Source organism: uncultured Microbacterium sp. (genome assembly GCF_945952435.1).
GTDB lineage: Bacteria > Actinomycetota > Actinomycetes > Actinomycetales > Microbacteriaceae > Microbacterium.
Map to the genome: position 1 here is coordinate 47,068 of NZ_CAMFHZ010000015.1, position 25,559 is coordinate 72,626.

The 25,559-nt window shown below is 70.8% G+C and carries 18 protein-coding genes; 13 read left to right on the forward strand and 5 right to left on the reverse strand.

The features are described 5' to 3' along the window. The first annotated feature begins 28 nt into the window (after nucleotides 1-28). The 6 genes from Q0P88_RS09495 (at nucleotide 29) to Q0P88_RS09520 (ending at nucleotide 4,780) form a co-directional block, all read left to right on the forward strand. The gene (locus Q0P88_RS09495) at nucleotides 29-991 is read left to right on the forward strand and encodes a D-alanyl-D-alanine carboxypeptidase family protein (RefSeq protein WP_295013473.1); all 963 of its coding nucleotides are present in this window, start codon (nucleotides 29-31) and stop codon (nucleotides 989-991) included. Nucleotides 992-1,149: 158 nt separating this feature from the next. Continuing rightward, the gene (locus Q0P88_RS09500; protein ID WP_295013475.1) at nucleotides 1,150-2,313 is read left to right on the forward strand and encodes an acyl-CoA dehydrogenase family protein; all 1,164 of its coding nucleotides are present in this window, start codon (nucleotides 1,150-1,152) and stop codon (nucleotides 2,311-2,313) included. A 170-nt stretch (nucleotides 2,314-2,483) separates the two neighbouring features. Further along, nucleotides 2,484-2,855 (forward strand): PadR family transcriptional regulator, encoded by a 372-nt coding sequence (locus Q0P88_RS09505; RefSeq protein WP_295013477.1) that lies wholly within the window; start codon nucleotides 2,484-2,486, stop codon nucleotides 2,853-2,855. A gap of 1 nt (nucleotide 2,856) precedes the next feature. Further along, entirely contained in the window at nucleotides 2,857-3,225 is a 369-nt protein-coding gene (locus tag Q0P88_RS09510) for a DUF1048 domain-containing protein (protein WP_295013479.1), read from the forward strand. Beyond that, nucleotides 3,222-4,019, forward strand: coding sequence for an ABC transporter ATP-binding protein (locus Q0P88_RS09515; RefSeq protein ID WP_295013481.1), 798 nt, complete (start codon nucleotides 3,222-3,224; stop codon nucleotides 4,017-4,019). Before Q0P88_RS09510 ends, Q0P88_RS09515 begins: the two co-directional genes overlap by 4 nt. Beyond that, nucleotides 4,016-4,780 carry an ABC transporter permease gene (locus tag Q0P88_RS09520; protein ID WP_295013483.1) on the forward strand — a complete coding sequence of 255 codons (765 nt, stop codon included), beginning with the start codon at nucleotides 4,016-4,018 and terminating at the stop codon, nucleotides 4,778-4,780. Before Q0P88_RS09515 ends, Q0P88_RS09520 begins: the two co-directional genes overlap by 4 nt. Nucleotides 4,781-4,874: 94 nt before the next feature. On the opposite strand, the gene Q0P88_RS09525 is transcribed toward Q0P88_RS09520, so the two are convergent. From Q0P88_RS09525 to Q0P88_RS09540, 4 genes are all read right to left on the reverse strand, one after another. Further along, entirely contained in the window at nucleotides 4,875-7,430 is a 2,556-nt protein-coding gene (locus Q0P88_RS09525) for an ATP-binding cassette domain-containing protein (RefSeq protein WP_295013485.1), read from the reverse strand. Nucleotides 7,431-7,503: 73 nt separating this feature from the next. After that, complete coding sequence (locus Q0P88_RS09530; RefSeq protein WP_295013487.1) at nucleotides 7,504-8,049, reverse strand: ECF transporter S component; 546 nt, start codon at nucleotides 8,047-8,049, stop codon at nucleotides 7,504-7,506. An 81-nt stretch (nucleotides 8,050-8,130) separates the two neighbouring features. Next, on the reverse strand, nucleotides 8,131-9,072 hold the full coding sequence (locus Q0P88_RS09535) for a pirin family protein (RefSeq protein WP_295013489.1): 942 nt from the start codon (nucleotides 9,070-9,072) through the stop codon (nucleotides 8,131-8,133). Continuing rightward, nucleotides 9,069-9,428, reverse strand: a complete 360-nt coding sequence (locus tag Q0P88_RS09540; protein WP_295013491.1) for a GNAT family N-acetyltransferase — start codon at nucleotides 9,426-9,428, stop codon at nucleotides 9,069-9,071. Before Q0P88_RS09540 ends, Q0P88_RS09535 begins: the two co-directional genes overlap by 4 nt. Nucleotides 9,429-9,590: 162 nt before the next feature. On the opposite strand from Q0P88_RS09540, the gene Q0P88_RS09545 reads away from it, so the two are divergent. The 5 genes from Q0P88_RS09545 to Q0P88_RS09565 all read left to right on the forward strand — a co-directional run bounded on the left by Q0P88_RS09545 (nucleotide 9,591) and on the right by Q0P88_RS09565 (nucleotide 17,668). Beyond that, nucleotides 9,591-11,102, forward strand: a complete 1,512-nt coding sequence (locus Q0P88_RS09545) for a family 20 glycosylhydrolase (protein WP_295013493.1) — start codon at nucleotides 9,591-9,593, stop codon at nucleotides 11,100-11,102. A gap of 115 nt (nucleotides 11,103-11,217) precedes the next feature. Beyond that, the gene (locus Q0P88_RS09550) at nucleotides 11,218-12,375 is read left to right on the forward strand and encodes an ROK family protein (protein ID WP_295013495.1); all 1,158 of its coding nucleotides are present in this window, start codon (nucleotides 11,218-11,220) and stop codon (nucleotides 12,373-12,375) included. A gap of 349 nt (nucleotides 12,376-12,724) precedes the next feature. Continuing rightward, a complete protein-coding gene (recQ, locus tag Q0P88_RS09555) occupies nucleotides 12,725-14,743 on the forward strand; it encodes a DNA helicase RecQ (protein WP_295013497.1) in 2,019 nt (672 codons plus the stop codon). Between the two features lie 197 nt (nucleotides 14,744-14,940). Then, nucleotides 14,941-17,010, forward strand: a complete 2,070-nt coding sequence (locus tag Q0P88_RS09560; RefSeq protein WP_295013499.1) for an acyl-CoA dehydrogenase — start codon at nucleotides 14,941-14,943, stop codon at nucleotides 17,008-17,010. A gap of 88 nt (nucleotides 17,011-17,098) precedes the next feature. After that, nucleotides 17,099-17,668 carry a DNA-3-methyladenine glycosylase I gene (locus Q0P88_RS09565; protein WP_295013501.1) on the forward strand — a complete coding sequence of 190 codons (570 nt, stop codon included), beginning with the start codon at nucleotides 17,099-17,101 and terminating at the stop codon, nucleotides 17,666-17,668. A 36-nt stretch (nucleotides 17,669-17,704) separates the two neighbouring features. Here the strand turns inward: Q0P88_RS09565 and Q0P88_RS09570 are convergent, their stop codons facing one another. Continuing rightward, a complete protein-coding gene (locus Q0P88_RS09570; RefSeq protein ID WP_295013503.1) occupies nucleotides 17,705-18,232 on the reverse strand; it encodes a hypothetical protein in 528 nt (175 codons plus the stop codon). 238 nt (nucleotides 18,233-18,470) lie between these two features. On the opposite strand from Q0P88_RS09570, the gene Q0P88_RS09575 reads away from it, so the two are divergent. Beyond that, nucleotides 18,471-24,521 carry an Ig-like domain-containing protein gene (locus Q0P88_RS09575; RefSeq protein WP_295013505.1) on the forward strand — a complete coding sequence of 2,017 codons (6,051 nt, stop codon included), beginning with the start codon at nucleotides 18,471-18,473 and terminating at the stop codon, nucleotides 24,519-24,521. 64 nt (nucleotides 24,522-24,585) lie between these two features. After that, a complete protein-coding gene (locus Q0P88_RS09580; RefSeq protein WP_295013507.1) occupies nucleotides 24,586-25,557 on the forward strand; it encodes a MoxR family ATPase in 972 nt (323 codons plus the stop codon). The last annotated feature ends 2 nt before the right edge of the window (nucleotides 25,558-25,559 follow it).

Below are 25,559 nucleotides of genomic sequence, written 5' to 3' on the forward strand. Positions count from 1 at the left end.
GTCCAGGTTCGCCGGGGAGAATGGAGGCGTGGCAGACCCGAACCAGCCCGCGGAACGTCGTGGCATGGACCCGCGACTGCGGTTCCGTCTGTCGTTGACGATCGGTCTCGCGGTCGCGCTCGCCGGAGCGCTCTGGGCGCTCGCCGACGGGTCGGCGTCGTCTCGATCCGTGGCCGATCCGGTCACGGTGAAGAGCGCGTCGACCATCGCGATGCCGCCCACGGCGAAGAGTCTCCCTGCGGTCTCGCTGCGCACCGTCGCCGTCGCGGATCCCTGCGGCCAGGCGGCGGTGAAGGAGGCCCTGGCGTCCGGCGGGGACGACGCGGTCGTCGCGGCCTTCGGCGGAGGTGCCGCTTTCCGGGCCGCGGTGGCCACGGGCAACGCGCCGTGCATCGACCTCGGGGACCCGGTCCGGGACTGGCTCGTCGTGAACAAGACACGTCCGCTGAACCCGCTCGCCTACGCCCCTGCGTCGCTCTCGGAACCCTCGCTCGTGGTCGACGACACCGCCGGTCCGCTCCGGACCGACGTGGCGCAGGCGCTCGACGCGCTGTCTGCCGGGGCCGACGCGGCCGGCGTGGGCACGATCGCGCTCGGCAGTGGCTACCGCTCCTACGACACCCAGGTGCAGACCTACTCCGGGCAGGTCGCGACCTACGGCCAGGCAAAGGGCGATGCGCTCTCGGCCCGTCCGGGCCACAGCGAGCATCAGACCGGGATGGCGGCCGACGTGATCTCGTGCGGCGGAGGCTGCGGAACGATCGACTCCTTCGGCGGCACGCCCGCCGGGGCCTGGGTCGCCGAGAACGGGTGGCGCTACGGCTTCATCGTCCGCTACGTCGCCGGGCAGACGCCCATCACCGGCTACGACGCCGAGCCGTGGCATCTGCGCTTCATCGGCGTGCCGCTGGCGACCGCGTACCACGACGGCGGCTTCGCGACCCTGGAGCAGTTCTTCGGCCTGCCCGCCGCTCCCGCCTACCCGGGGTGACCTGCGGATCGACGCACACGGGCGGCTGGACACTCCCCACAATCGTGACACCGAGTGTCATCCAGCCCGGAATGCATTCCCACAAACGGGGCCAGGATCCGCGGAATCGCGCATAGGATCGCGAGTGCGAAGACGCACACGATTTCGAAGGAGCGCGCATGGAACGCGACATCTACGACGAGGACCACGAGGCCTTCCGCGACCTCGTCAAGGACTTCATCAAGCGCCACGTCACGAACGAGGCGATCGAGCGCTGGGACGCCGCCGGTGAGATCGACCGGGAGACCATGCTCGCCGCGGGCGAGGCCGGCATCATCGGCCTGTCCGTCCCGGAGGAGTTCGGCGGGGCGGGCATGCTGCAGGACTACCGCTTCCGCTCGATCGTGAACGAGGAGGTCATCGCGGCCGGTGCGGGCTCGCTCGCCGGTGCCTTCGGGATCCAGGACGACCTCGCCGTGCCGTACCTGGTGCACATGGGGACGCAGGAGCAGAAGGAGAAGTGGCTGCCGCGCATGGCCACCGGTGAGATCCTCGGCGCGCTCGCGATGACGGATCCCGGAGCGGGCAGCGATCTGCGCGGCATCAAAACGAATGCCAAGAAGGTCGACGGCGGGTACGTCCTCAACGGCGCGAAGACGTTCATCTCCTCCGGCAAGACCGCGGACATCGTGGTGACGTTCGTGAAGACCGGCGAGGGCAACCGTCCCGACGCGTTCAGCCTGCTGATCGTCGAGAACGGCATGGAGGGCTTCGAGCACGGCAAGAAGCTCAGCAAGATGGGCTTCCACGGCTGGGACACGGCGGAGCTGAGCTTCAGCGACGTCTTCATCCCCGAGGAGAACCTCATCGGCGGCAAGGAGGGGCTCGGCTTCGTCCAGCTCATGATGAACCTGCCGCTCGAGCGCCTCTCGATCGCGGTCGCCGCAGCCGCGGCGGCGCAGGCCGCGCTGGACTGGACCGTGGCGTACACGAAGGAGCGCGAAGCGTTCGGCGAGCGGATCATCGACTTCCAGAACACGCGGTTCCGGGTAGCCGACATGGCGACCGCAGTCGACGCGCTCTGGGCCTACGTGGATCGCGGCCTGAAGGCCTACGCGGCCAGCAAGCTGACGGCGGAGGAGGCCGCACAGCTGAAGTTCTGGGCCACCGAGCGCGAGTGGGAGGTGCTCGACACGGGCGTGCAGCTGCACGGCGGCTACGGCTACATCACCGAGTACCCCATCGCCCGCGCCTTCCTCGACGCCCGCGTGCACCGCATCTACGGCGGCACGAACGAGATCATGCGCGAGCTCGTCGGTCGCAAGATCGCGGGCAAGCGCTGACCCGCTGACGGCTCTCTCTCGGACGCCCTCGGATCCTCGGATCCGGGGGCGTCCGTCGTGCGGCGGCGACGCGCTTGGATAAGTCTTGGTATTCAGTGTTGCTATGTACCGGTACTCAGTGTTACTTTCTACCGGTAGTCAACATCACTGAGTAGAAGGAGGTGATCGCGATGGCGAGCCAGATGACCGAGATGCTCAAGGGCACGCTCGAAGGCATCGTCCTGGCGATCCTGGCCGAGCGATCCGCCTACGGGTACGAGATCACGACGCGGCTGCGGGACGAAGGCTTCACCGACATCGCGGAGGGCACCATCTACGCCGTCCTCGTGCGGATCGAGCAGCGCGGGCTGGTCGATGTGGAGAAGGTGCCCTCCGAGAAGGGGCCGCCGCGCAAGGTGTTCTCGCTCAACCCGCAGGGGCGCGACCAGCTCGACGAGTTCTGGGGGACCTGGAGCTTCCTCGCGGATCGCATCGAGCGGCTCCGCCACACCCACCGCACGACCGGAACGAACCGCACGACCGACACGAACGAAGGAGCCTGACATGGCCGCCAAATGGATCGAAGCCCTCACCGGACCCCTCGAGCAGAAGAAGCAGTACAAGCAGGACAAGGCGCGCATCGAGAAGCTTCCCGCGCCGTACGCGGAGGCCGCGCTCGCCATGCACCGCTACCTCCTCTCCTCGGGTCGGATCACCGACGGCGACACCCTCATCCGCATGTTCACCGATCTGGCGGACCTCTGGGAGCGGGCCGCGATCGATCGCACGCCGATCCGAGACATCGTCGGCGACGATCCCGTCGACTTCGTGGAGAGCTTTGCCGCGGCCTACGCCGGCCGTGAGTGGATCGACAAGGAGCGCGCCCGGTTCACGAGCGCGATCGACGCCGCCGAGAAGGAGCAGCGATCATGACCAGCACCGCTCTCGCGGCCCCGGCGATCCGGGTGCAGGGCATCACGAAGGGTTTCAAGGGTCTTCCGGTGCTCCGCGGGGTCGACTTCGACGTCGAGCGGGGCAGCATCTTCGCTCTGCTCGGCTCGAACGGCGCGGGCAAGACCACGCTGGTGCGGATCCTGTCCACGCTGCTCAAGGCCGACGACGGATCCGCCACCGTCCAAGGCTTCGACGTGGCCACAGCGCCGGACGCCGTGCGCGAGAGGATCAGCCTCACCGGGCAGTTCGCGGCCGTCGACGAGATCCTCACCGGGCGCGAGAACCTCGTGCTCGTCGCGAAGCTGCGTCACCTGCCCGATCCTGGAGCCGCGGCCGACGACCTGCTCGCGCGGTTCTCGCTCACGGACGCCGGGGGGCGCCGCGCCGGTACGTACTCGGGCGGGATGCGCCGTCGCCTCGACATCGCGATGAGCCTCCTCGGCGAGCCCTCGGTGATCTTCCTCGACGAGCCGACCACGGGCCTGGATCCGCAGGCCCGGATCGAGGTGTGGGACACCGTCACGGAACTCGCCAAGGGCGGCACGACCGTGCTGCTCACCACGCAGTACCTCGACGAAGCCGAGCACCTGGCCGACCGCATCGCGATCCTGCACGAGGGCGCGATCATCCAGAACGGCACCCTCGCCGAACTCAAGGCTCTGCTGCCGCAGGCACGGGTCGAGTACGTCGAGAAGCAGCCCACGCTCGAGGAGGTCTTCCTCGCGCTGGTGGGACCGGCGACAACGAACGAGAAGGACGAGGTGGCGAAATGACCCGACACATCCTGAGCGACGCCCGCGCACTGACGGGACGCTCGCTCCGGCACATCCTGCGCAGCCCCGACACGATCATCACCACCGCGGTGACGCCGATCGCGCTCCTGCTGCTGTTCGTGTTCGTGCTCGGCGGGGCGATCCGGACCGGATCCGATCAGTCCTACGTCGCGTACATGCTGCCGGGCATCCTGCTCATCACGGTGGCGTCGGGCATCGCGTACACCGCGTACCGGCTGTTCCTGGATCTGCAGGGCGGGATCTTCGAGCGCTTCCAGTCGATGCCGATCGCGCGGTCCAGCGTGCTGTGGGCCCACGTGCTCACCTCGCTCGTCGCGAACGTGGTGTCGGTGGCGATCGTCACGGGGGTGGCGTTCGCGATGGGTTTCCGCACCGGCGCATCCTTCGGGGCCTGGCTCGCGGTGGCGGGGATCCTCATCCTGTTCACCCTGGCACTCACCTGGCTCGCCGTGATCGCGGGCCTCAGCGCCAAGACCGTGGACGGGGCGAGCGCGTTCAGCTACCCGCTCATCTTCCTCCCGTTCGTCAGCTCCGCGTTCGTGCCGACCACCTCGATGCCGGGTCCGGTGGCCTGGTTCGCCGAGTACCAGCCGGTCACGTCGATCGTCGACACGATCCGGGCGCTCTTCGCCGGGACACCGGTCGGCGCGAGCATCTGGATCGCGCTCGCCTGGCTCGTCGGGATCCTCGTCGTCGCCTACGCGGCCGCGATCGTCGTCTACCGGAAGCGGATCGGCTGAGCTCGGCCTCCACCGGTCCTGCGAGCATCCGAACCGGATCGAACCGCCTTCGACGCCCTGTGCGTGCGGAGGCGGTTCGACGCGGTTCGGGCCGTCACGGCCGCCAGGGGAAGAACGCGACGGCGATCGCCGCCGACGCGAGGAACATCAGGATCGGGAACGCCACGTCGCGCGCACGGAACGGGCTCTCGTGCCTCTCGGTGCGAGTCGGGTAGGCGCCGAACGCCCGCGAGTCCATCGCCAGCGCCACACGCTCGGCGTGCCGGATCGCGCCCGCGAGGAGCGGCACGATGTATCCCCAGCCGCGCGCGATCCGGGCGAACGGTCCGCGGCCTCCGTGCGTGCCGCGGACGCGATGCGCGGCCCTGATCGTCTGCAGTTCGTCGCCGAACCGCGGGACGAACCGGTAGGCCGCCAGCGCCGCGTACCCGATCCGGTAAGGGACGCGCAGCTGCTGGACGCCCGCTCGCACGAGCTCCGGTCCGGTGCTGGTCAGGCCGGGGATCAGGGCCAGGGCGAGGATCGCGGCGAGGCGCAGACCGGTCGCGAGTCCGACCTCGACGGCCCCCGCGTGCAGGGTCCACCCGCCGATCGTGAGCAGCGTCGGTGTTCGGGCGACCTGGGTCGGATCCGTCCACAGCGCCATCGCCGCTGACAGCACCAGCACGCCGACCGGCACCGCGACCATCAGCACGCCCCAGATCCGCCGACTCAGGTGCGCACCGGAGAGGACGATCGCGTACGCGAGCACGAGGAACGCCGCCGGGGTCGCGAGGTCGCGCACGAAGACGAGCAGGGTCATCGCGGGCAGTACGGCACCGAGCTTCGCGAGCGGGTTCAGCCGATGCAGCCAAGCGTGCGGCGGGAGGGTACCCCGCTCGGCGTACGGGTCGGTCGGGCGGTTCTGCGGCCGTGCCGGGACGTCTGGTGGGGCCAGGATCGGAGCAGGGGCGGCAGGGGCGTCCGTGAGCCGGGTGCGCAGGTCCGGGGGGATCACGCGGTACGCCTCCGGCAGCGGGATCAGTCCGTCCCGGACGAGGGTCGCGGTGGGGCCGGCGGCGCGGATTCCGCCGTCCTCCACCAGGATCGCGTGCGTCGAATGCCGGACGACGAGGTCGAGGTCGTGCGTGACCAGGAGGATCGTCGTCCCGGCGGCGCGGAGCTCCCGGAACAGCGCGAGCAGCTCCTCGGTGCGGGCGCGGTCCTGTCCGAACGTGGGCTCGTCGAGGACGAGCAGACGGGGCTCGGTGATCAGCGCCGTGCCGACCGACAGGCGCCGCTTCTCCCCGCCCGAGAGCAGGAACGGATGCACGTCGGCCTTCGCGGCGAGGCCGAACCGGTGGAGCATCGCACCGACCCTCGCCCTGACCTCGGCGTCCGGTGTGCGACGCAGGCGGAGCCCGTGCGCGAGTTCGTCGAACACGGTGTGTGCGATGAACTGGTGCTCCGGGTTCTGGAAGACGAAGCCGATCCGCGCGGCGAGGGTGCGCGGATCGGCGCTGGCCGGATCCAACCCGCCCGCACGCACGCGTCCACGGGGTGGGGGGACGACCCCGGCGAGAGCCTGGACGAGCGTGCTCTTGCCTGCGCCGTTCGGGCCGATCACGGCGGTGATCGAGGCGGTCGGGACGTCGAGGTCGACGCCCCGCAAGACCGGGACGCCGCGGCGGTGCACGTCGAGGTTCCGCGCGGAGACGATCGGATCATGGGTCGGGCCGTCGATCGGACCGACGCTCGCGCGGCTGACCACCGCTGCGCTCGGGGTCTCTCCCGCGGTGATCCCGGCCCGTGCGAGAGCGCTCAGGAGCTCGTCGGGCGTGAGGGGCAGCGGGGCGATCGCGCGAAGGGCGAGTGCGGGGATCCGCTCGTCCAGCCGCAACGCGGCCAGGGCTGCGGTGGGCAGCGCGACGCCCAGTGCCAGGAGCTCGGCCGCGTGCGCGCGCAGGGTCTCCGCGATCGGTCCGTCGAACGCGATCCTCCCCTCGTGGTCGAGCACGATCACGCGTGTCGCGATCTCCTGCGCACCGTCGACGTCGTGCTCCACGAGCACGATCGCTCGGTCGTGTGCGGCGGCGATGTCGGCGAGCGCCGCGTGCACATCGGCGGTGCCCTGCGGATCGAGGTTCGCCGTCGGCTCGTCGAGGACGAGCACCGGTGCACCCGTCGCGAGGGCGGCCGCGATCGCGAGGCGCTGCTTCCCGCCGCCGGACAGCCGGTCCGGATTGTCGTGACGCCGCTCCCAGAGGCCCATGCGCCGCAGTGCCGCCTCCGATCGGGCGAGCACCGCCGGCACGGGCAGCCGCAGGTTCTCCAGCGCGAAGGCCGTGTCGTCGAGCACGGATCCGGTGATGATCTGCGCATCCGGATCCTGGAACACGGTCGAGACGAGGCTGCTCAGCTCGGCGACCGGGGTGGTCGCGGCATCGAGACCCGCCACGCGGACGGATCCGGCCACCTCGGCGTCGAGGGAGTGCGGGATGAGCCCGCCGAGGGCGAGGGCGAGGGTCGACTTTCCCGATCCGGACGGCCCGAGCAGCAGCACGACCTCGCCCGCGTGCACGTCGAACGACACCGATCGAACGGCGGGCTGGGTCGCGCCGGGGTGCGCGATGGTGAGATCGCGCACGCTCAGCAGCGGGGCGGCGGGCACGGCGGATCCTCTCGGCAGGGTGCTTAGGCAAGCCTAACCGGGCTGTTCCGGGGCGGGAGACGAGCCGGACGGATCAGCGCTGCGCGACCCCGGCACGGCGCAGCAGGACGCCGATCCGCAGGCCGATCGCCGTCCAGAGCACCGGACCGAGCACCGCGATCGGCAGGTAGACGATCCGCGCCCAGAGCGGAAGCTTCGCGAGGTCCACGGCGAAGAAGACGACCACAGCGATGACCGCGCCGATGATCACCGCGGAGACGAAGAAGCGCACGGCGCCCCAGGCCCGGTATCGCGTGAGCGCGGCGACGCCCTCCTGGATGAGCCCGAACAACAGCGCCGTACCGAGGAACCGAGGGAACCAGATCGGGTTGAACGCACTGGCGACCAGGGCCGCCAGCACGTGCGTGAGCAGTGCGACGAGCGGTCGTCGCAGCACCTCCTGCGCGATGATCCCGGGCAGCACGTGCGAGCCGAGCACCAGCCCGTAGGCGAACGGCGCCCCCGCGATCACGGGGATCGTCACCCAGCCTGCGGCGGCGCCGAGCAGCCCGGTGGCGACGCCGATCGCGGCGCAGACCAGCAGGATGCGCGTGGGCAGAGGGGAGCGGGTGCGGGGCACGGCCTCAGCGTAGCGGCGCCCGGCAAGCGCCGGGAGCGACGACGGACCGCGGGGGCGGCGGGGTCGCGCCGACGACGCCGGTCAGACGCGCCGGCGGCGAGGCATCAGACGCACGCCAGGGATCGGCGGAGCGGGGATCCGCTCGTCGCCGTGACCCACGACGTGGCCGAAGCGATCGGATCCGGCCTCCCAGTCCTCACGCGCCTGCACGATCTCCTCGTGGCTGCGGGCGGCGAAGTTCCACCACATCACGAGGTCGTCGGTGAACGGCTCGCCGCCGAGCAGGAACAGCAGGGCGCCGGTCTCGGACGACACCGTCACGTCGTCGCGCGCGTCGCCGAGGAACAGCACGTCGTCGGTGGACAGCGCCGCGTCCAGTCCGTCCGCCCCGGCGATCCGGGCATCGCCCTCGACGAGCAGCAGCCCGTGCTCCCATGCCGACTCGAGGGGCAGCCGCGTCCGCGTGCCCCGGTCGAGGCGGATCTCCGCGCCGACGATCGGCGTGTACGCCGTCGCGGGGGAGTCGACCCCGGCGTACGACCCCAACACGACGGTCACATCCGCATCCGGTCCCTCCTCGGCCGGCACGGAGACCCTCGGCAGCGATGCGTGGCTCTCGAAGCCCGCGGATCCGGTCGCTGCGCCGTCGGGAAGCACGACCCAGAGCTGCAGCGCGTCGAGCGGCCCCGCGTCCTCGCCGACCGAGTACTCCGAGTGCGCGATCCCGCGGCCTGCGGTCATCAGGTTCAACTGGCCGCGGTGCAGCACGACGTCGCTGCCGAGCGTGTCCCGATGGCGGATCTCGCCGACCAACGGCCAGGTGACCGTCTGCAGGCCGATGTGCGGGTGCGGTTCGACGCGCATCCGCACGTCGGCGGGGCCGAATCGGTCGAGGAAGCACCACGCGCCGATCGTCGGGACGTCCTTGTTCGGCAGCACGCGCAGAACGTTCATCGCGCGCACGCCGCCCAGCGGCACCTCGCGCGCCGCGAGCACGACCGATCGCGGTCCGAGCGGAGTCATGCGTGCTCGGTGCCGGAGTCCGCGGACCCGCTTGCGGGGGCGTCGGAACCGTCGGAGGCTTCGGGGTCATCGGGGAACTCCACCTGCGCGCCGGGGACGTCGTGCGTGCGCAGATAGCGCGCGATGTAGGGGCAGTACGGCACGATCGTGAGGCCGGTGGCGACCGCGTCGGCGAGGGCGTCCTTCGCGAGGATCCCGGCGAGCCCCTGCCCTTGGAATGTCGGGTCGATCTCGGTGTGCGTGAAGAGGATCCGTCCGGGTCGGCGCTGGAACTCGGCGAAGCCGGCGAGAGCGCCGTCGACGGAGATCTCGTAGCGGGAGGCGGCGTCGTCGAGCGAGACGGAGATCTGCGGCATGGCACCCACCGTACGCGTGCCGGCGGCGACCGGGGCGTTCTGCGCGAGATCGACCGTTGACGGGTGAGAGGTCGTGCCCTAGCGTAATTCGTACGCATCTAGAAGTAATTAGTACGACGCCGCGCATGCCCGAGGCGTCCCGACGTCCGGAGAAGTGCCGCGATGACGACGCCCGCCCTGATTCCCTCCCCTGCACGTCTGGCCGTGCGCGATTCGGCGCCGTTCGTGCTGAGCGCCGCGACGCCGCTCCGCGTGGCGGACCCCGATCTCCGCCGCGCGGCCGCGTCGGCGCTGCGCACGGCGACGGGGCTCGCCCTGGACGACGGCGAGCGGATCGACGAGGCCGACGGGCGCGGGATCGACGCACCGTCGATCGTCATCGAGATCACCGGCGCCGGCGTCTCCCCCGAGGGCTACACGCTCGACGTCGCCGCGGACGGGATCCGGATCGCCGCGCCCTCCGCGGCGGGCGCGTTCGCCGGCATCCAGACCCTCGCCCAACTCGCGGTCGCCGGCCTGGAGATCCCCGCCCTCGCGATCGAGGACGCGCCGCGCTTCGAATACCGCGGCGCGATGCTCGACGTCGCCCGGCACTTCTTCCCCGTCGAGGTCGTCGAACGGCTCGTCGAGCGCCTCGCCGCGCTCAAGATCAACCACCTGCACCTGCACCTCACCGACGACCAGGGGTGGCGCATCGAGGTCCCCGGACGGCCCGCGCTGACCGGGATCGGGGCCGCCACGCAGGTCGGCGGATCCGCGGGCGGCTTCTACTCCGTCGAGGACTACCGCCGGATCGTCCGTCACGCCGAACGGCACTTCGTCACGATCGTCCCGGAGATCGACATGCCCGGCCACACGCACGCCGCGCTCGTGGCGTACCCCGAACTCGCGCCGGAGGGCATCGTGACCGAGCCCTACACGGGCACGGACGTCGGATTCTCCACGCTGGACACCCGCAAGGAGGAGACCTTCGCGTTCGTCGATTCGATCATCGCGTTCCTCGCCGCGGAGACGCCGGGGCCGTTCCTCCACATCGGCGGGGACGAGGCCCGCAGCACCGAGAGGGCAGAGTTCGAGGCGTTCCTGGCGCGGGCCACGCGCCTCGTCGCGGCGCACGGGAAGACTCCGATCGTCTGGCACGAGGCCGGCGCGTGCGCAGACCTCGCGCCAGGGACGATCGGTCAGTACTGGGGCCGCAGCGATGCGCCGGACGAGGACGCGGATCCGATCCGATCGATCGTCGACCAGGGCGGCCGCATGATCGCCTCGCCGGCCGACGCGGTCTACCTCGACATCAAGCCGACCCCTGACCACCCGATCGGTCTGACCTGGTCCGCACCGTCGATCTCGCTCGAACAGGCGTACGCGTGGGAACCGGCTGCCCTCCTCCCCGGCATCCCCGAGGACGCGGTGGCCGGCGTCGAGGCGCCGCTGTGGACCGAGACGGTGGAGACCGAGGCGGACATCGAGGGCATGCTGTTCCCCCGGATGTTCGCGGTCGCAGAACGCGCCTGGGCGGTCGACGCACCGGAGTGGCCGACCTTCGCCCGCCGCGTCGACGCCCTGCGTCCGCTGCTCGACCGGCTCGGCGTGCGTCCCGGCCCCGCGGGTCAGGGCATCGCCGCCCACCCGGTCGACGGGGACCCCGCGACCCCGGCGCCCCTCCCGGCATAGGACGTCCTCCCTGCGCCGCCGCGGGCTCGGGGCCGCTCCCGCCCTCAGCCGCTATCGTCGACTCGGAAGCCGGATCCGTCCGGCATCGCGCGGCCCCGCGCGGGAGGGGAGCAGGATGACCGGTGCCGACCGCCTGGGCGACCCTGGCCGCTCCGCGCTGCGTCGGCTGCGGACGACGCAGCGGATCGTCCCGCAGCAGGCCCGCGAGCAGAACAGGACCCTGCTGCTGCAGACGGTCTTCGCCGAGGGCCCCCTCAGTCGCGCCGAGCTCGCGCGCCGATCCGGGATCTCCGCGGTGAGCGTGTCGGATCTCGCGGGCGAGCTCGTCGAGAGCGGGCTGCTCGTCGAGACCGGCACGCAGCGCCACAGCGGCGCCGGCAAGCCCGCCGTGCTCCTCTCGGTGCGGGAGGACGCGTTCCGGATCGTCGCCCTCCACCTCTCCGACGCCGTGCGCTTCATCGGGGTCGTGACCGATCTGCGCGGAACGGTGCTGCATCGGGCGAGCGTCCCGATCGACGGGCGCGTCGGCGAGGAGGCGATCGAGGCGCTGCTCGGACTCGCGCAGCAGCTCGTCGACGCGGCCGAGGGGCCGGTGCTCGGGATCGGGATCGGCACGCCCGGCATCGTGGTCGACCGCCGGATCGTGCGTCGCGCGGACGTCCGCCGCTGGTTCGACCTCGACCTCGCCGCTCGCGTGACGGAGAGGCTGGGGCTGCCCGCGTACATCGAGAACGACGGCAACGCGGCGGCACTGGGGATGTACACCCACGATCCCGAGGGGCGTGCGTCGCTGCTCGGGATCCTGCTCACGTACGGAGTCGGCGCGGGGCTCATCGTCGGCGGGGCGCTGGTCGAGGGCGACCGGTTCGCGGCGGGGGAGATCGGGCACCTGTCCGTGCAGCCCGACGGTCCGCTGTGCGACTGCGGACGCCGCGGCTGCCTGCAGCGCCTCGTCGACACGGCGCGGGTGCGGGAACGGCTCGCGGCGGTCCCGGAGCAGGAGAGGGACGGCGTGCTCGCGGAGGCCGGAGCGGTCCTGGGCACCGCGATCGCGCCCATGCTCGCCGTCACCGGCGTGGGATCCGTCTTCGTGTCGGGGCCCGACGACGTCGTGACCGGGACCTTCCTCGGCGCGTGCCGCGACGCCGTGCGGGCGCGGGTGCAACCGAGCGGGGAGGACGAGCTCGTGGTCGAGGCGGTGCACGACATCGAGGATCTGGTGCTCGTGGGCGTCTCCGCGCTCGTGCTCGAGGCGCGCCTGGGCCTGGCCTGATGTCTGTCGGGTTCGTTGAGCGAGCCCGGCCGGAGCCCGAGCGAGACGAAACGGTGTGTGCGGGGTGGGGGCGTTTCGTCTTCGTCGCCGGCGGCGTCGTCGCTCAACGACCACCGGGTGGTGCGCTTTGGGGGTCGTTGAGCGAGCGGAGTGAGACGAAACGGGGTTTGCGGGGTGGGGGCGTTTCGTCTTCGTCGCCGGCGGCGTCGTCGCTCAACGACCACCGGGTGGTGCGCTTTGGGGGTCGTTGAGCGAGCGGAGCGAGACGAAACGGGGTCCCGGATTGCGGCGACGTCGCCCGTCGACCTCGGCGGACCCTGACGTCCGTGGCCCTCGTTACGCTGGAGACATGCCCGTGAACGATCCGCAGGACCCGTACGCGGATCTGCCCTGGGCGGATGCGCCGCTCGACGGGGCCTACGCCGACGAACCCTGGGACGCCCCGCCGCCCGAGGAGGGCGAGTGGGCGGGCACCCCCGGCGCCGTGCCCCAGGGCAGCTTTCCCGCTCCGGCCGCGTCGGCCCTCCCGCAGGCCCCCGCGCCCTCCCGCTTCGCGACGCCGATCGACGCGCTGCGCACCGTCTACGGCTATGACGCGTTCCGTGGCGACCAGGCGGCCATCATCGACCAGGTCGTGGCGGGCGGCGACGCGGTCGTGCTCATGCCCACCGGTGGCGGCAAGAGCATCTGCTACCAGATCCCCGCACTCGTCCGCGAAGGCACGGGGCTCGTGGTCAGCCCGCTCATCGCGCTCATGCACGACCAGGTCGACGCCCTGCGCGCCAACGGCGTGCGCGCCGCGTACCTGAACTCCACGCAGACCGCGGCGGACCGGGCCGAGGTCGAGCGCGCCTACCTCCGAGGCGAGCTGGATCTGCTCTACGTCGCGCCGGAACGGCTCTCGAACGCGCAGACCCTCGCGCTCCTGCAGCGCGGGTCGCTCAGCGTGATCGCGATCGACGAGGCCCACTGCGTTTCGCAGTGGGGGCACGACTTCCGGCCGGACTACCTCGCGCTCGGCGGCCTCGCGGAGCGGTTCCCCGGCGTTCCGCGGATCGCTCTCACCGCCACCGCGACGAGCCAGACGCACCGCGAGATCACCGAGCGACTGCACCTCCCGAACGCAGAGCACTTCGTCGCGAGCTTCGACCGCCCCAACATCCAGTACCGCATCGACCCCAAGGTCGACGTCCGCAGCCAGTTGGTGGCCTTCATCCGCAGCCAGCCGGAGGGATCCGCGGGAATCGTCTATGCGCTCAGCCGTTCCTCGGTCGAGCAGACCGCCGAGTATCTGCGGAAGCAGGGATTCGACGCGATTCCCTATCATGCGGGTCTCGATGCGGCCACGCGCGCGGCCCACCAGTCGCGCTTCCTCCGCGAGGACGGCGTCGTGGTCGTCGCCACGATCGCGTTCGGGATGGGGATCGACAAGCCCGACGTGCGCTTCGTCGCGCACGTCGACCTGCCGAAGTCGGTCGAGGGGTACTACCAGGAGACCGGTCGCGCCGGTCGTGACGGCGAGCCCTCCGTGGTGTGGATGGCGTACGGCCTGGGCGACGTGGTGCAGCAGCGCCGGTTCATCCAGCAGGGCGACGGCGACCGGCAGATCAAGCAGCGGCAGAACCAGCACCTCGACGCGATGCTCGCGCTGTGCGAGACGGTCGACTGCCGTCGGCAGAACCTGCTCGGCTACTTCGGGCAGGGTGCGGAACCGTGCGGCAACTGCGACACGTGCCTCACCCCGCCGGAGGGCTGGGACGGACTGATCCCGGCCCAGAAGCTCCTCTCTACGATCGTGCGGTTGCAGCGCGAGCGGCGGCAGTCGTTCGGCGCAGGGCACCTCGTCGACATCCTCCGGGGTGCGTCGACGGAGAAGATCCGCAAGTTCCGCCACGACGAGCTCGCGACCTACGGGATCGGATCCGACCTCACGGATGCGCAATGGCGTTCGGTCGTGCGGCAGCTGCTCGCCCAGGGCCTCATGCAGGCGCAGGGGGAGTACGGGACGCTCGCGGTGAACGAGGCGAGCGCCGGGGTGCTCTCCGGGACCACTCCGGTGAGGCTGCGCCACGACGTGGTCACCCGAGCCGGCGCATCGGGCTCGGGCCGCTCCGCGAAGCGCGCAGCCGCGGAGGCGCTGGACGAGGGCGATCGCGGACTCTTCGAGGCCCTCCGCGCCTGGCGCGCGCAGACCGCGCGCGAGCAGGGTGTGCCGGCGTACGTCGTGTTCGGTGACGCGACACTGCGTGCGCTCGCCGAGCACCGGCCGTCCCGGGCGGAGGATCTCGTCGGCATCAGCGGCATCGGCGAGAAGAAGCGCGAGGCCTACGGCGAGGCCGTGCTCGAGGTCATCGCAGCCGAGCACTGAGCGCGTCGTCCGCCGCGCGCGTGGCGTGCCACGATTCCGGGCGGTGCTCGGCCGGACGAGGGCGCTCCTGTGGGGACGCCACAATCGGCGGGAGCACCGTCGCCGCAGCGTCTTGGGTCGATCCCACAGTCGACTTCGTCGTGCGTTGTGCGAGACCTACCATCGAAGTGCCCCGATGACCTCACGAGAGGATCCCCATGGTCGACGCCGCCGTCCGGACGAACTCCGCGAAAACCCCGCACACCGACACCCCCTCGGCGCCGCGCATCGACGTCGACGCGGTGGGCGATCTGCTGCTCGGCACCTGGGCCGACACCCGCCGCGAGGCCCGCGAGATGATCAAGGACCCGGCGTTCTGGCGCGACGATGCGCTCGGCAAGGACGAGCACCGCGAGCGCGTGCTGAGCCAGATGCACCTGCTCGTCCAGAACAAGGCCGTGCACCGCGCCTTCCCCAAGCGCCTCGGCGGCGAGGAGAACAACGGCGGCAACATCGCCGGGTTCGAGGAGCTCGTCGCGGCCGACCCCAGCCTGCAGATCAAGTCGGGCGTGCAGTGGGGGCTGTTCGGCTCCGCCGTGCTGCAGCTCGGCACCACGGAGCACCACGACCGGTGGCTGCCGGGCATCATGAGCCTGGAGATCCCCGGGGCCTTCGCGATGACCGAGATCGGGCACGGATCCGACGTCGCCGCGATCGGCACCACCGCGACGTACGACCCCGAGGCCGAGGAATTCGTGATCAACACGCCGTTCCGTGCGGCGACGAAGGAGTACCTCGGCAACGCCGCTCTGCACGGCGTCGCCGCGACCGTGTTCGCGCAGCTCATCACGAACGGCGTGAACCACGGCGTGCACTGCTTCTACGTGCCGCTGCGTGGCGAGGACGGCGTGGACCTGCCCGGCATCGGCCGGGAGGACGACGGGCTCAAGGGCGGCCTGAACGGCATCGACAACGGCCGGCTCAGCTTCGACCACGTGCGCATCCCCCGCACGAACCTGCTCAACCGCTACGGCGACGTCGCGGCGGACGGAACCTACTCGAGCGAGATCGACAGCCCCGGCCGCCGCTTCTTCACGATGCTCGGCACGCTCGTCCAGGGGCGCGTCTCCCTCGACGGCGCCGCCTCCTGGGCGTCCGCACTGGGGCTCTACATCGCGATCACCTACGCGTCGCAGCGTCGGCAGTTCGCCGGTGCCGACGGATCCGAGACCACCCTGCTCGACTACGGCAAGCACCAGCGGCGCCTGCTCCCGCGGCTCGCGACGACATACGCGCAGCTGTTCGCGCATGACGAGTTCCTGAAGAAGTTCGACGGCGTCTTCTCCGGCGCGACCGACACCCCGCAGGATCGCGAGGACCTGGAGACGCTCGCCGCCGCTCTCAAGCCGCTGTCGACCTGGCACGCGCTGGACACGTTGCAGGAGTGCCGCGAGGCGTGCGGCGGATCCGGCTTCATGTTCGAGAACCGCTTCGTGGGCCTCCGGGCCGACCTCGACGTCTACGTGACCTTCGAGGGCGACAACAACGTGCTGCTGCAGCTCGTCGGCAAGCGGCTGCTGACCGACTACGCGCGGCAGTTCACGGGCAAGGACGCCGCGGCGCTCGCGAAGTACGCCGTCGGGCAGACCGCGGAGCGGGTGTTCCACGGAGCAGGGCTGCGCCAGTTCGGCCAGGCGGTCGCGGATCTCGGATCCACCGCGCGCTCGGTCGAGAACGGACTGCGCGCCGAGCAGCAGCAGGAGCTGCTCACCGACCGGGTGCAGCAGATGGTCGCCGACATCGCCGGGCGTCTGCGCGCCGGCGGCAAGGACAAGGAGCTCGGCGCCCGCCTCTTCAACGAGAACCAGGCAGAGCTCATCGAGGCGGCTCGCGCGCACGGGGAGCTGCTGCAGTGGGAGGCGTTCACGGAGGCGCTGAACCGGGTGACCGACGACGAGAGCCGCACGGTGCTCACCTGGCTCCGCGACCTCTTCGGATTGCAGCTCATCGAGAAGCACCTCGCCTGGTACCTCATCAACGGGCGGCTGTCCGCGCAGCGCGCGGCATCCGTCTCGCGCTACATCGACCGGCTTTGCGCGCGGCTGCGCCCGCACGCAATCGACCTCGTGGACGCGTTCGGCTATGAGCCGGAGCACGTACGTGCGCCGATCGCCTCCGGCGCGGAGCGGATCCGTCAGGACGAGGCCCGTGCCTACTACGACGAGCTCCGCGCGTCCGGCCAGGCGCCGGTGGACGAGAAGGCCCTGAAGAAGGCCCGACAGCTCTAGCCGGACGAGCGCCGCCGATGCGCCGTTCTGCCCGGACGGCACGCGCATCGGGCGGGCGATGTCGGTGCGCTCGCCTAGCCTGGTCCTCATGACCATTCCTTCCTCCGTCGACGACCGCGTGCGCTGCGCCTGGGCGGGTGAGGATCCGGAGTACCGCCGCTATCACGACGAGGAGTGGGGCAGGCCTCTGCACGGCGACCGTGCGCTGTTCGAGAAGATGGCGCTCGAGGGATTCCAGGCCGGCCTCAGCTGGATCACGATCCTGCGCAAGCGCCCGCGCTTCCGCGCGGTCTTCTCGGGGTTCGAGCCCGCCGCCGTCGCGTCGTTCGGGGAGGACGACGTGGATCGCCTCCTCGCCGATCCGGGGATCGTGCGCAATCGCGCGAAGATCGAGGCGACCATCGGCAACGCCCGTATCGTGCAGGGGATGGCACCCGGCGAACTGGACGCGCTCATGTGGTCGTTCGCGCCGACGGACCGCTCGCCCCGGCCACGGAGCATGGCGGACGTGCCCGCCGTCACCGCTGAATCCCAGGCCCTGAGCAAGGCCCTGCGTGCGCGAGGGTTCCGCTTCGTCGGCCCCACGACGATGTACGCCCTCATGCAGTCCGCGGGCATGGTCGACGACCACCTCGAGGGGTGCTGGCGCGCGGAATGAGCCGCCGCGGCGGTCCGCCAACCGGCGGTCCGCGGCTCAGTCCACCGGCTCGCCCTCCGGCTTGCGGAACGCCTGACGCATGTGGTCGCTTGTGAGGAAGTCGGCGATGCCGATCATGATCAGGCTGAACACGATCTGCTCGGTCACCATCCAGGCGGGGTAGAGCCCGGGGATCGCGGCCATCACGAGCGTGATGACGGGGAAGATCTGCGCGAACAGCCGCAGCCGCTGGTAGGCCCAGCGCCAGCCGAGGGCCGCTCGCCAGGCGAAGTAGAACAGCGTCGCCGTCATGGCGAGCACGATGAGCGCGCGCATCCACACGGCGAACGGCACGGCGGCGATCGAGCGCGCCTGCAACGCGAGCACGACCGCGACGACGACGGCGGCGACGCCGATCACGAGCTCCAGAGCGAGCAGCCAGAACGTCCAGCGGAAGGCGCGCAGGGTGCGTGGGTGATCGCGGTCCGCCTCCGCGATCTTCTCGTGCGCGTGACGACCTCCGGCGATCCGATCGAGGCGCAGCAGGAAGGGCTCGACGCGACGCAGTACGGGGTCGAGGAACATGCCTCGAGCCTATGCGGCGCAGACCGAGCGGGGTGCCGCCGTCTCCGGAAATCGATCGAAGGGTGGAGCGCAACCACCCGACGACCTGCGGATGGCCGCCGCGATGGGCAGATCTGCCCATCGCGACTCCCAGGCGGTCCGCTTACACTCTTACAGTCCCCTGGATGTCTGCCATGGGACGCCTGGGTGCGGTGTGCAGGGGGGATTGCTCGTGGTGAGGTCGTTCGCGTGGTTGAGGATGCGTCCGAAGACCCTCGCGTCCGCCGCCGGCGTCACCGCCGCCGCGATCGCGATCACGGGGATGGCCTTCGCGTACGAGGGCAACCCGACCGCCGAGGTCGACCTCCACGACGGCGGCGTCTGGCTCACGAAGACGTCGAGCCTGCTCGTCGGGCACTTCAACAACGAGTCCCGCGTGCTGGACGGCGGGCTCCGTGCCGCGAGTGAGAACTACGACGTGCTGCAGGCCGGCGGGACGGTGCTCGTCGACGACCAGGGATCCTCCACGCTCGCGGCGGTGGATCCGGCGCGGGTGGCGCTCGGCGACGCGGTCACCGTCCCCGGCGGCGCCAAGACCGCGCTCGGGGGGACGACGCTCGCGATCCTCGACCGCAAGGACGGCAAGCTCTGGGTCACCACGGCCTCGGCGCTCAGCGCGTTCAAGCCCACGGTCAAGCCGATCGCCACGCTCGGCGCGAACGCCGACGTCACGGTGGGGCGCGATGGCACCGCGTATGCCGTCTCGGCCAAGGATCGCACCGTGGTGACCGTCCGCGTGAACGACCAGGGGGACGCCGACAAGCCTTCGACGCAGGGACTCGACCTCGGGGAGGGGGCCACGCCGACCATCAGCGTCGTCGGATCGACGCCGGTCGTCCTCGACGCGGAGTCGAAGTCGGTTTTCGTGGCCGGGCATCGCACACCGCTCACGGGCGGCGGCATCGGCGATGCGGACGCCGCCGTGCTCCAGCAGCCCTCGGACGACAACGCGGTCGCGCTGATCGCGACGGCGGACGCGCTCGTGTCGGTGCCCGTGGACGGTTCGGCCCCGTCCGCTCAGAAGACGGACGGCCCGGGATCCCCCGCGGCCCCGGTCTTCGTCGCCGGCTGCGCGTACGCGGCGTGGGGCGGCTCGGCCGCCTTCCTGCGCGACTGCACCGGTTCCGCGAACGACCTGAAGACGTCGATCGACGGTGCGGAGAGCAGCACCACCCTCGTCTTCCGGGTGAACCGGGACGTCGTCGTGCTCAACGACACCGCGAGCGGCGCCGCGTGGCTCGCGACCGACAATCTGCAGCGCGTGGACAACTGGCAGGACATCGTGCCGCCGGAGGGCGACACGGAGAAGCAGGACGAGACTACCGACGACCAGGTGCAGACGACCCTGCCCAAGCGCACGCCCGAGAACACGCCGCCGGTCGCGCACGACGACCACTTCGGCGTCCGTCCGGGCCGCACCACCAATCTGCCGGTCCTCGACAACGACACCGACGCCGACGGGGACGTCCTCGTGGCGTCGCTGAGCCAGGCGCAGCCCTCGATCGGAGACGTCCAGCCGATCAACAACGGGGGAGCGATGCAGATCGCGGTCGACGACAAGGGCGCCGGATCCGCCGCGTTCCAGTACCAGGCCGACGACGGGCGCGGGGGCAAGGCCACCGCCACGGCCACGGTCGACGTGCACGACTGGAGCGTGAACGCGCCTCCGAAGCAGCAGCGGACGCCCCTGCTCACGGTCGAGACAGGCGGCACGGTCAAATACAACGCGCTTCCGGACTGGGTGGATCCGGACGGGGACGACATCTACCTCAAAGAGGTGATCGCCGCCTCCGGCGATCAGGTGGACTTCACGCCGGACGGCCAGATCGCCTATCACGCCGTGGCGAGCGCCCCCGGCCGCAAGGAGATCGCGATCACGGTCGCGGACGCGCAGGGAGAGCTGGGCAGGGGAACGCTCCGGCTCGACGTCCGCCCGGCCGGGACGACGCAGCCCGTGACGAACGCCGACCACGCGCAGACGCGCGTCGGCGAGCAGGTGACGGTCTCCCCGCTGCTGAACGACTCGACGTCCGGTCGGGAGCCGCTGCGACTGGCGAGGGTCGACGAGGTTCCGGGGGCGACGATCACGCCCGACTTCGCGGAGGGGACGTTCACGTTCCAGGCGAACATGCCCGGCACGTACTACGCGCAGTACCTGGCCAGTTCCGGACCGAACGGCGTTCCGGGTCTCGTCCGCATCGACGTGCTCGACAAGAACGCGGAGGAGGCTCCGCCGATCGCGGTGCGCGACGTCGCCCTCCTGCCGACGGGCGGCGACGTGCTCACGGCGGTCCTCAACAACGACTCCGACCCTTCGGGCGGGATCCTCGTGGTGCAGTCCGTCACGGTGCCCCCGCACAGCGGCATCGCCGTCTCGGTGCTGAACCACGAGACGCTGCGGATCACGGATCAGGGCAGCCTCGACAAGGAGGTCCGGATCGGCTACCGGATCTCGAACGGCTCCAAGACCGCGGACGGGGACGTCATCGTCATCCCGATCCCCGCACCCGCCAAGCTCGACCCTCCCGTGGCCAACCAGGACACGGCCGTCGTCCGGGCGGGAGACGTCGTGACGATCCCCGTGCTCGACAACGACAAGCACGCGCCGGGGACGACGCTGCACGTCTCCCCGAAGCTCGTCGAGCCGCTCGTGGATCCGAAGGACGGTGAGGCGTTCGTCTCCCAGGACGCGGTGCGGTTCCGCGCCGGAACGACGCCGCGCACGGTGTACGCGACCTATGAGGCCGTCGACTCGAACGGGCAGAAGGCGGCGGGGTACATCACGATCCAGATCCTCCCCGTCGACGAGAAGACCAACACGGCGCCGCGGCCGAAGGATCTGACGGTGCGCGCGCTGAGCGGCACGAGCGTGCGCATCGCCGTCCCCCTGGACGGACTGGATCAGGAGGGCGACTCGGTCGAGCTCGTCGGTCTGGACTCGGCACCGCAGAAGGGCCAGGTCACCGAGATCGGCTCGACCTTCCTCACCTATCAGGCCTTCGACACGGCCAGCGGAGTCGACGCGTTCACCTACAAGGTGCGCGACCGACTCGGCAAGGAGGCGACCGCGACGATCCGGGTCGGCGTCGCGCCGAGCGCGAAGATCAACCAGGCGCCCTACGCGGTCAAGGACTCGATCACCATGCGTCCCGGCCGCACGGTCGCGGTCCCGGTGATGCAGAACGACTCCGACCCCGACGGCGACACGATCGGCCTCGTCAAGAACGCGCTCGAGGTCCCGCCCGGCGTCGACGGCCTGAGTGCGAAGGTCAGCGGGGACCGTGTCCTTATCACCGCCCCCAACCGCGCCCTGCAGACCTCGGTGCAGTACACGATCGCGGACGACAAGGGGGCGACCGCGACCGCGCCCGTGCAGATCACGGTGGCCGAGGACGTGCCGCTCGTCCCACCGATCGCCCGCGACGACTGGGTCAAGGCCTCGGACGTCAAGGGCGAGTCCCTGCAGGTCGACGTCCCGGTGCTCGACAACGACGAGGATCCGGACGGCACGGTCGACGACCTGCAGCTCACGGCGGACGACACGGCGAAGATCACGGCGGATCGCAAGGTCCGGGTGACCGTGGGCGAGCAGCGTCAGCTCGTGCGCTACACCGTCACCGACCAGGACAAGCAGAGCGCGTCGGCGTTCATCTTCGTCCCGGCGCTGCGCGAGCTCGCCCCCACGCTCCTCTCGACCAAGCCGGTCGAGGTGAAGAGCGGCGAGACCAAGGAGCTCCCGCTGTCGCGGTACGTCGCCGTCGCCGGCGGCGGCCAGGTGCGGATCACCGAGGCCGCGAAGATCAGCGCGGTGAACAGCAACGGCGCCTCGCTCCTCAAGGACGAGCACACGCTCGTCTACACCTCGAAGCAGGGCTATTTCGGCGACGACGCGCTCACGTTCGAGGTCACGGACGGCACAGGACCCGACGATCCGAAGGGACGCACGGCGACGCTGAGCATCCCGATCACGGTCCTCCCTCCCGACAACCAGCCGCCCGTGTTCACGAACGCCCAGGTCTCGGTCGCGCCGGGGGAGCCCGCGCAGACCGTCGACCTCAAGGCGCTCACGAAGGATCCGGACCCGGGCGACGACAAGAAGCTGTCGTTCAAGATCACCGGCGCGCCGCAGAACGGCCTGCGCGCCGAACTCGACGGCTCGACGCTCAAGGTCAGCGCAGACTCGTCCACGCCCAAGGGCAGCGGCAGTACCGTCAAGCTCACCGTGACGGATGGGAAGACTGCTCCCGTCGAGGGGACCGTCTCGCTGACCGTCGCGGCCTCCACGCGTCCGCTCGCGGTCGCGAACCCGGACACCGTGCCCCAGGCGGACCAGGGCAAGTCGGTCACGATCCCCGTGCTCGACAACGACGTCAACCCGTTCCCGGACAAGCCGCTGAAGATCCGCTCGGTCGACGTGCAGACCGGCGATGCCCGGGCGGCGGTGCAGGGCGACAAGGTCGTGATCACGCCCGGCGGGTCCTTCATCGGTCAGGTGACCGCCGCCTACCGGATCCAGGACGCGACGAAGGATGCGGACCGCGAGGTCGAGGGGCGCATCGTCGTGACCGTGCAGGGCGTGCCGGATGCTCCGGGTGCGCCGCAGGTCACGAGCGTGCAGGATCGCACGGTGGTGCTGAACTGGAGCCCTCCGTCGAACAACGGCGCCGAGATCACCGGGTACACGGTCCGCGCGACGAGCGGGGGCGCCTACTCGAAGCAGTGCTCGTCGACCACCTGCACGCTGGACGGTCTGACGAACAACGTCGAGTACACCTTCGCGGTGACGGCGACGAACCGCGTCGGCGAGGGCAAGCCGTCCCCGACGTCCGCGGTCGCGCGGCCGGACGCGCGTCCGGACACGCCCAACCCTCCGACCCTCGTCTTCGGGGACAAGTCGCTGAAGGTGAGCTGGGTCACGCCGACCACGCCGGGTTCCCCCGTCACCTCGTACAACCTCGAGATCTCCCCGGCGCCGCCCAGCGGCGTCGCGCAGAAGACCGGGGTCAGCGGTAACTCCCTCACCTGGGAGGGCCTGGAGAACGGCGCGAGCTACCAGGTGCGGGTGCAGGCCGTGAACCGGGCACCCGAGCCGTCGAGCTGGAGCGCGTGGTCGGCGCGGGAGATCCCCGCAGGGCCCCCGCTCGCCCCCGGCACGCCGACGGCGCAGAGCGCGCCGACGGTGGGATCCCAGTCGCAGATGGCGGTGACGTGGGGCGCCGCGAACCCGAACGGCGACGCGGTCTCGAGCTACGACCTGCAGGTGATGCGCGGCGGAAGCGTCGTCAAGACGGTCACCGGGATCGCGGGGACGAGCCAGAACGTCACCGTGGACAACTCCACCGACGGGTACACGTTCCAGGTCCGCGGCTACAACAAGGCCGGCGCGGGAGCGTGGTCGGGGGCGTCGAGCCCGCAGCGCGCGTTCGGCAAGCCGGGTGCGGTGACGATCACGAACAGCCGCGAGGAGAACAACAACATCTGGGTCGACTACTCGATCGCGGGCACGAACGGGGCCAGCGGCTCCGAGGTGCGCTACGAGTACTCGAACGGCGGCGGGTGGTCCCGCGACTGGGACGGTCACAACATCCCCGCACGGAACAACCAGACCTACACCGTGTCCGTGCGCGCCTACTCGGTGGTCGGCGGGCAGGAATCGCAGCCGGGGGACCCGGGATCGAAGGGAAACCTGCGCCCGTACGGGCCGATCGGCCAACCGAGCGTGAAGGCGTCCAACAACGGCCAGAGCGTGACCGTGTCGTGGACCGCGCCGAGTCCGAACGGACGTTCGGTCACGATGAAGATCAACGTCGACGGCAACGGTTGGGAGACCGTGGGGGCGAGCGGGTCGCGCGTCGTCGGTAACGGGTACGACCAGACCCACACGATCCAGGGCCAGGCCTTCACCGACGCGAACCAGCAGTCGGGCGTCGCCTCGGACTCGGCGAAGACCGACAGCCCGCCCCAGCCCCGCGTCTGGGTGACGCAGGGCGGCGCGACGGCGAGCTGCGTCAACGGATGCCGATTCTTCGTCGTGAACTTCCAGAATCTCGACATCGGCAGCCACCGTGTCACCTGTGCGTCGGACGCGCGGCCGGACGGGTTCAGCACCGGCAACTCGGTGAACTTCAACGGTAACGGCTCCGTGCAGATCAACTGCTGGCAGGGCCGAGACGGCGTCAACGTCTGGATCGACATCCAGGGCTGGGGCGGGTCCGTGGACACCGAGAAGAACTTCTGGCCGAGACCCTAGCCGTGGCATCCGTCACGGCCCACCCGCAGGACACCCCCGCCGACATCAGAGGAACAGCACCGCGATGACCATGACCCCCGAACAGGCCGCCTGGTTCCAGGGCACCTTCACCCGTCTCGTCGACAACGTCGACCAGGCGCTGCAGGGCAAGCGCGACGTGGTCGCGCTCGTGCTGGCCTCGATGCTCGCCGAAGGGCACGTCCTGCTCGAAGACGCCCCGGGCACGGGCAAGACGAGCCTCGCGAAGGCGCTCGCGGCCACCGTGCAGGGCACGAGCACCCGGATCCAGTTCACCCCCGACCTGCTGCCGTCCGACGTGACGGGCGTGACGATCTACGACCAGAACACGCACTCGTTCGAGTTCCACCGCGGGCCGGTGTTCGCCTCGATCGTGCTCGCGGACGAGATCAACCGCGCCTCGCCCAAGACGCAGTCGGCGCTGCTGGAGGTCATGGAGGAATCCCGGGTGACCGTCGACGGCGTCGCGCACGAGGCGGGGAGGCCGTTCCTCGTCATCGCGACGCAGAACCCGATCGAGCAGGCCGGCACGTACAAGCTGCCCGAGGCGCAGCTCGACCGCTTCCTCATCAAGACGTCGATCGGCTATCCGGATCTCGACGTCACCTCCGCGATCCTCGCGGGCGCGGCACAGCGCAACCCGTCGGCGGCGCTGTCCCCGGTGATCACGACGAGCGCGGTCGCCGACATGGCCGATCTCGCCGCGAGCGCGCATGTCGAGCCCGCGGTGCTGCGCTACATCGCCGAGCTCGTCGAGGCGACCCGCGAGGACGGCGCGATCCGGCTGGGCGTCTCCGTCCGCGGGGCGCTCGCGATGGTGCGCATCGCGAAGGTGTGGGCCGCCGCGCACGGGCGTCATTACGTGCTGCCGGACGACGTCAAGGCGCTCGTGCGCCCGGTGTGGCAGCACCGACTGTTGCTCGACCCGGAGGCGGAGTTCTCCGGCACGACGGCCGAGACGGTCATCGACCGCGTGCTCGACCGGGTCGCCGCACCGCAGGCGCGCACCGCCGCCTGACC

Coding starts and splice junctions, on each gene's coding strand:
- Q0P88_RS09500 (WP_295013475.1), top strand. CDS start 1,150: ATGGAACGCGACATCTACGACGAGGACCACGAGGCCTTCCGCGACCTC.
- Q0P88_RS09505 (WP_295013477.1), top strand. CDS start 2,484: ATGGCGAGCCAGATGACCGAGATGCTCAAGGGCACGCTCGAAGGCATC.
- Q0P88_RS09510 (WP_295013479.1), top strand. CDS start 2,857: ATGGCCGCCAAATGGATCGAAGCCCTCACCGGACCCCTCGAGCAGAAG.
- Q0P88_RS09515 (WP_295013481.1), top strand. CDS start 3,222: ATGACCAGCACCGCTCTCGCGGCCCCGGCGATCCGGGTGCAGGGCATC.
- Q0P88_RS09520 (WP_295013483.1), top strand. CDS start 4,016: ATGACCCGACACATCCTGAGCGACGCCCGCGCACTGACGGGACGCTCG.
- Q0P88_RS09535 (WP_295013489.1), bottom strand. CDS start 9,072: ATGACTCCGCTCGGACCGCGATCGGTCGTGCTCGCGGCGCGCGAGGTG.
- Q0P88_RS09540 (WP_295013491.1), bottom strand. CDS start 9,428: ATGCCGCAGATCTCCGTCTCGCTCGACGACGCCGCCTCCCGCTACGAG.
- Q0P88_RS09545 (WP_295013493.1), top strand. CDS start 9,591: ATGACGACGCCCGCCCTGATTCCCTCCCCTGCACGTCTGGCCGTGCGC.
- Q0P88_RS09550 (WP_295013495.1), top strand. CDS start 11,218: ATGACCGGTGCCGACCGCCTGGGCGACCCTGGCCGCTCCGCGCTGCGT.
- recQ (WP_295013497.1), top strand. CDS start 12,725: ATGCCCGTGAACGATCCGCAGGACCCGTACGCGGATCTGCCCTGGGCG.
- Q0P88_RS09560 (WP_295013499.1), top strand. CDS start 14,941: ATGGTCGACGCCGCCGTCCGGACGAACTCCGCGAAAACCCCGCACACC.
- Q0P88_RS09565 (WP_295013501.1), top strand. CDS start 17,099: ATGACCATTCCTTCCTCCGTCGACGACCGCGTGCGCTGCGCCTGGGCG.
- Q0P88_RS09570 (WP_295013503.1), bottom strand. CDS start 18,232: ATGTTCCTCGACCCCGTACTGCGTCGCGTCGAGCCCTTCCTGCTGCGC.
- Q0P88_RS09575 (WP_295013505.1), top strand. CDS start 18,471: ATGCGTCCGAAGACCCTCGCGTCCGCCGCCGGCGTCACCGCCGCCGCG.
- Q0P88_RS09580 (WP_295013507.1), top strand. CDS start 24,586: ATGACCATGACCCCCGAACAGGCCGCCTGGTTCCAGGGCACCTTCACC.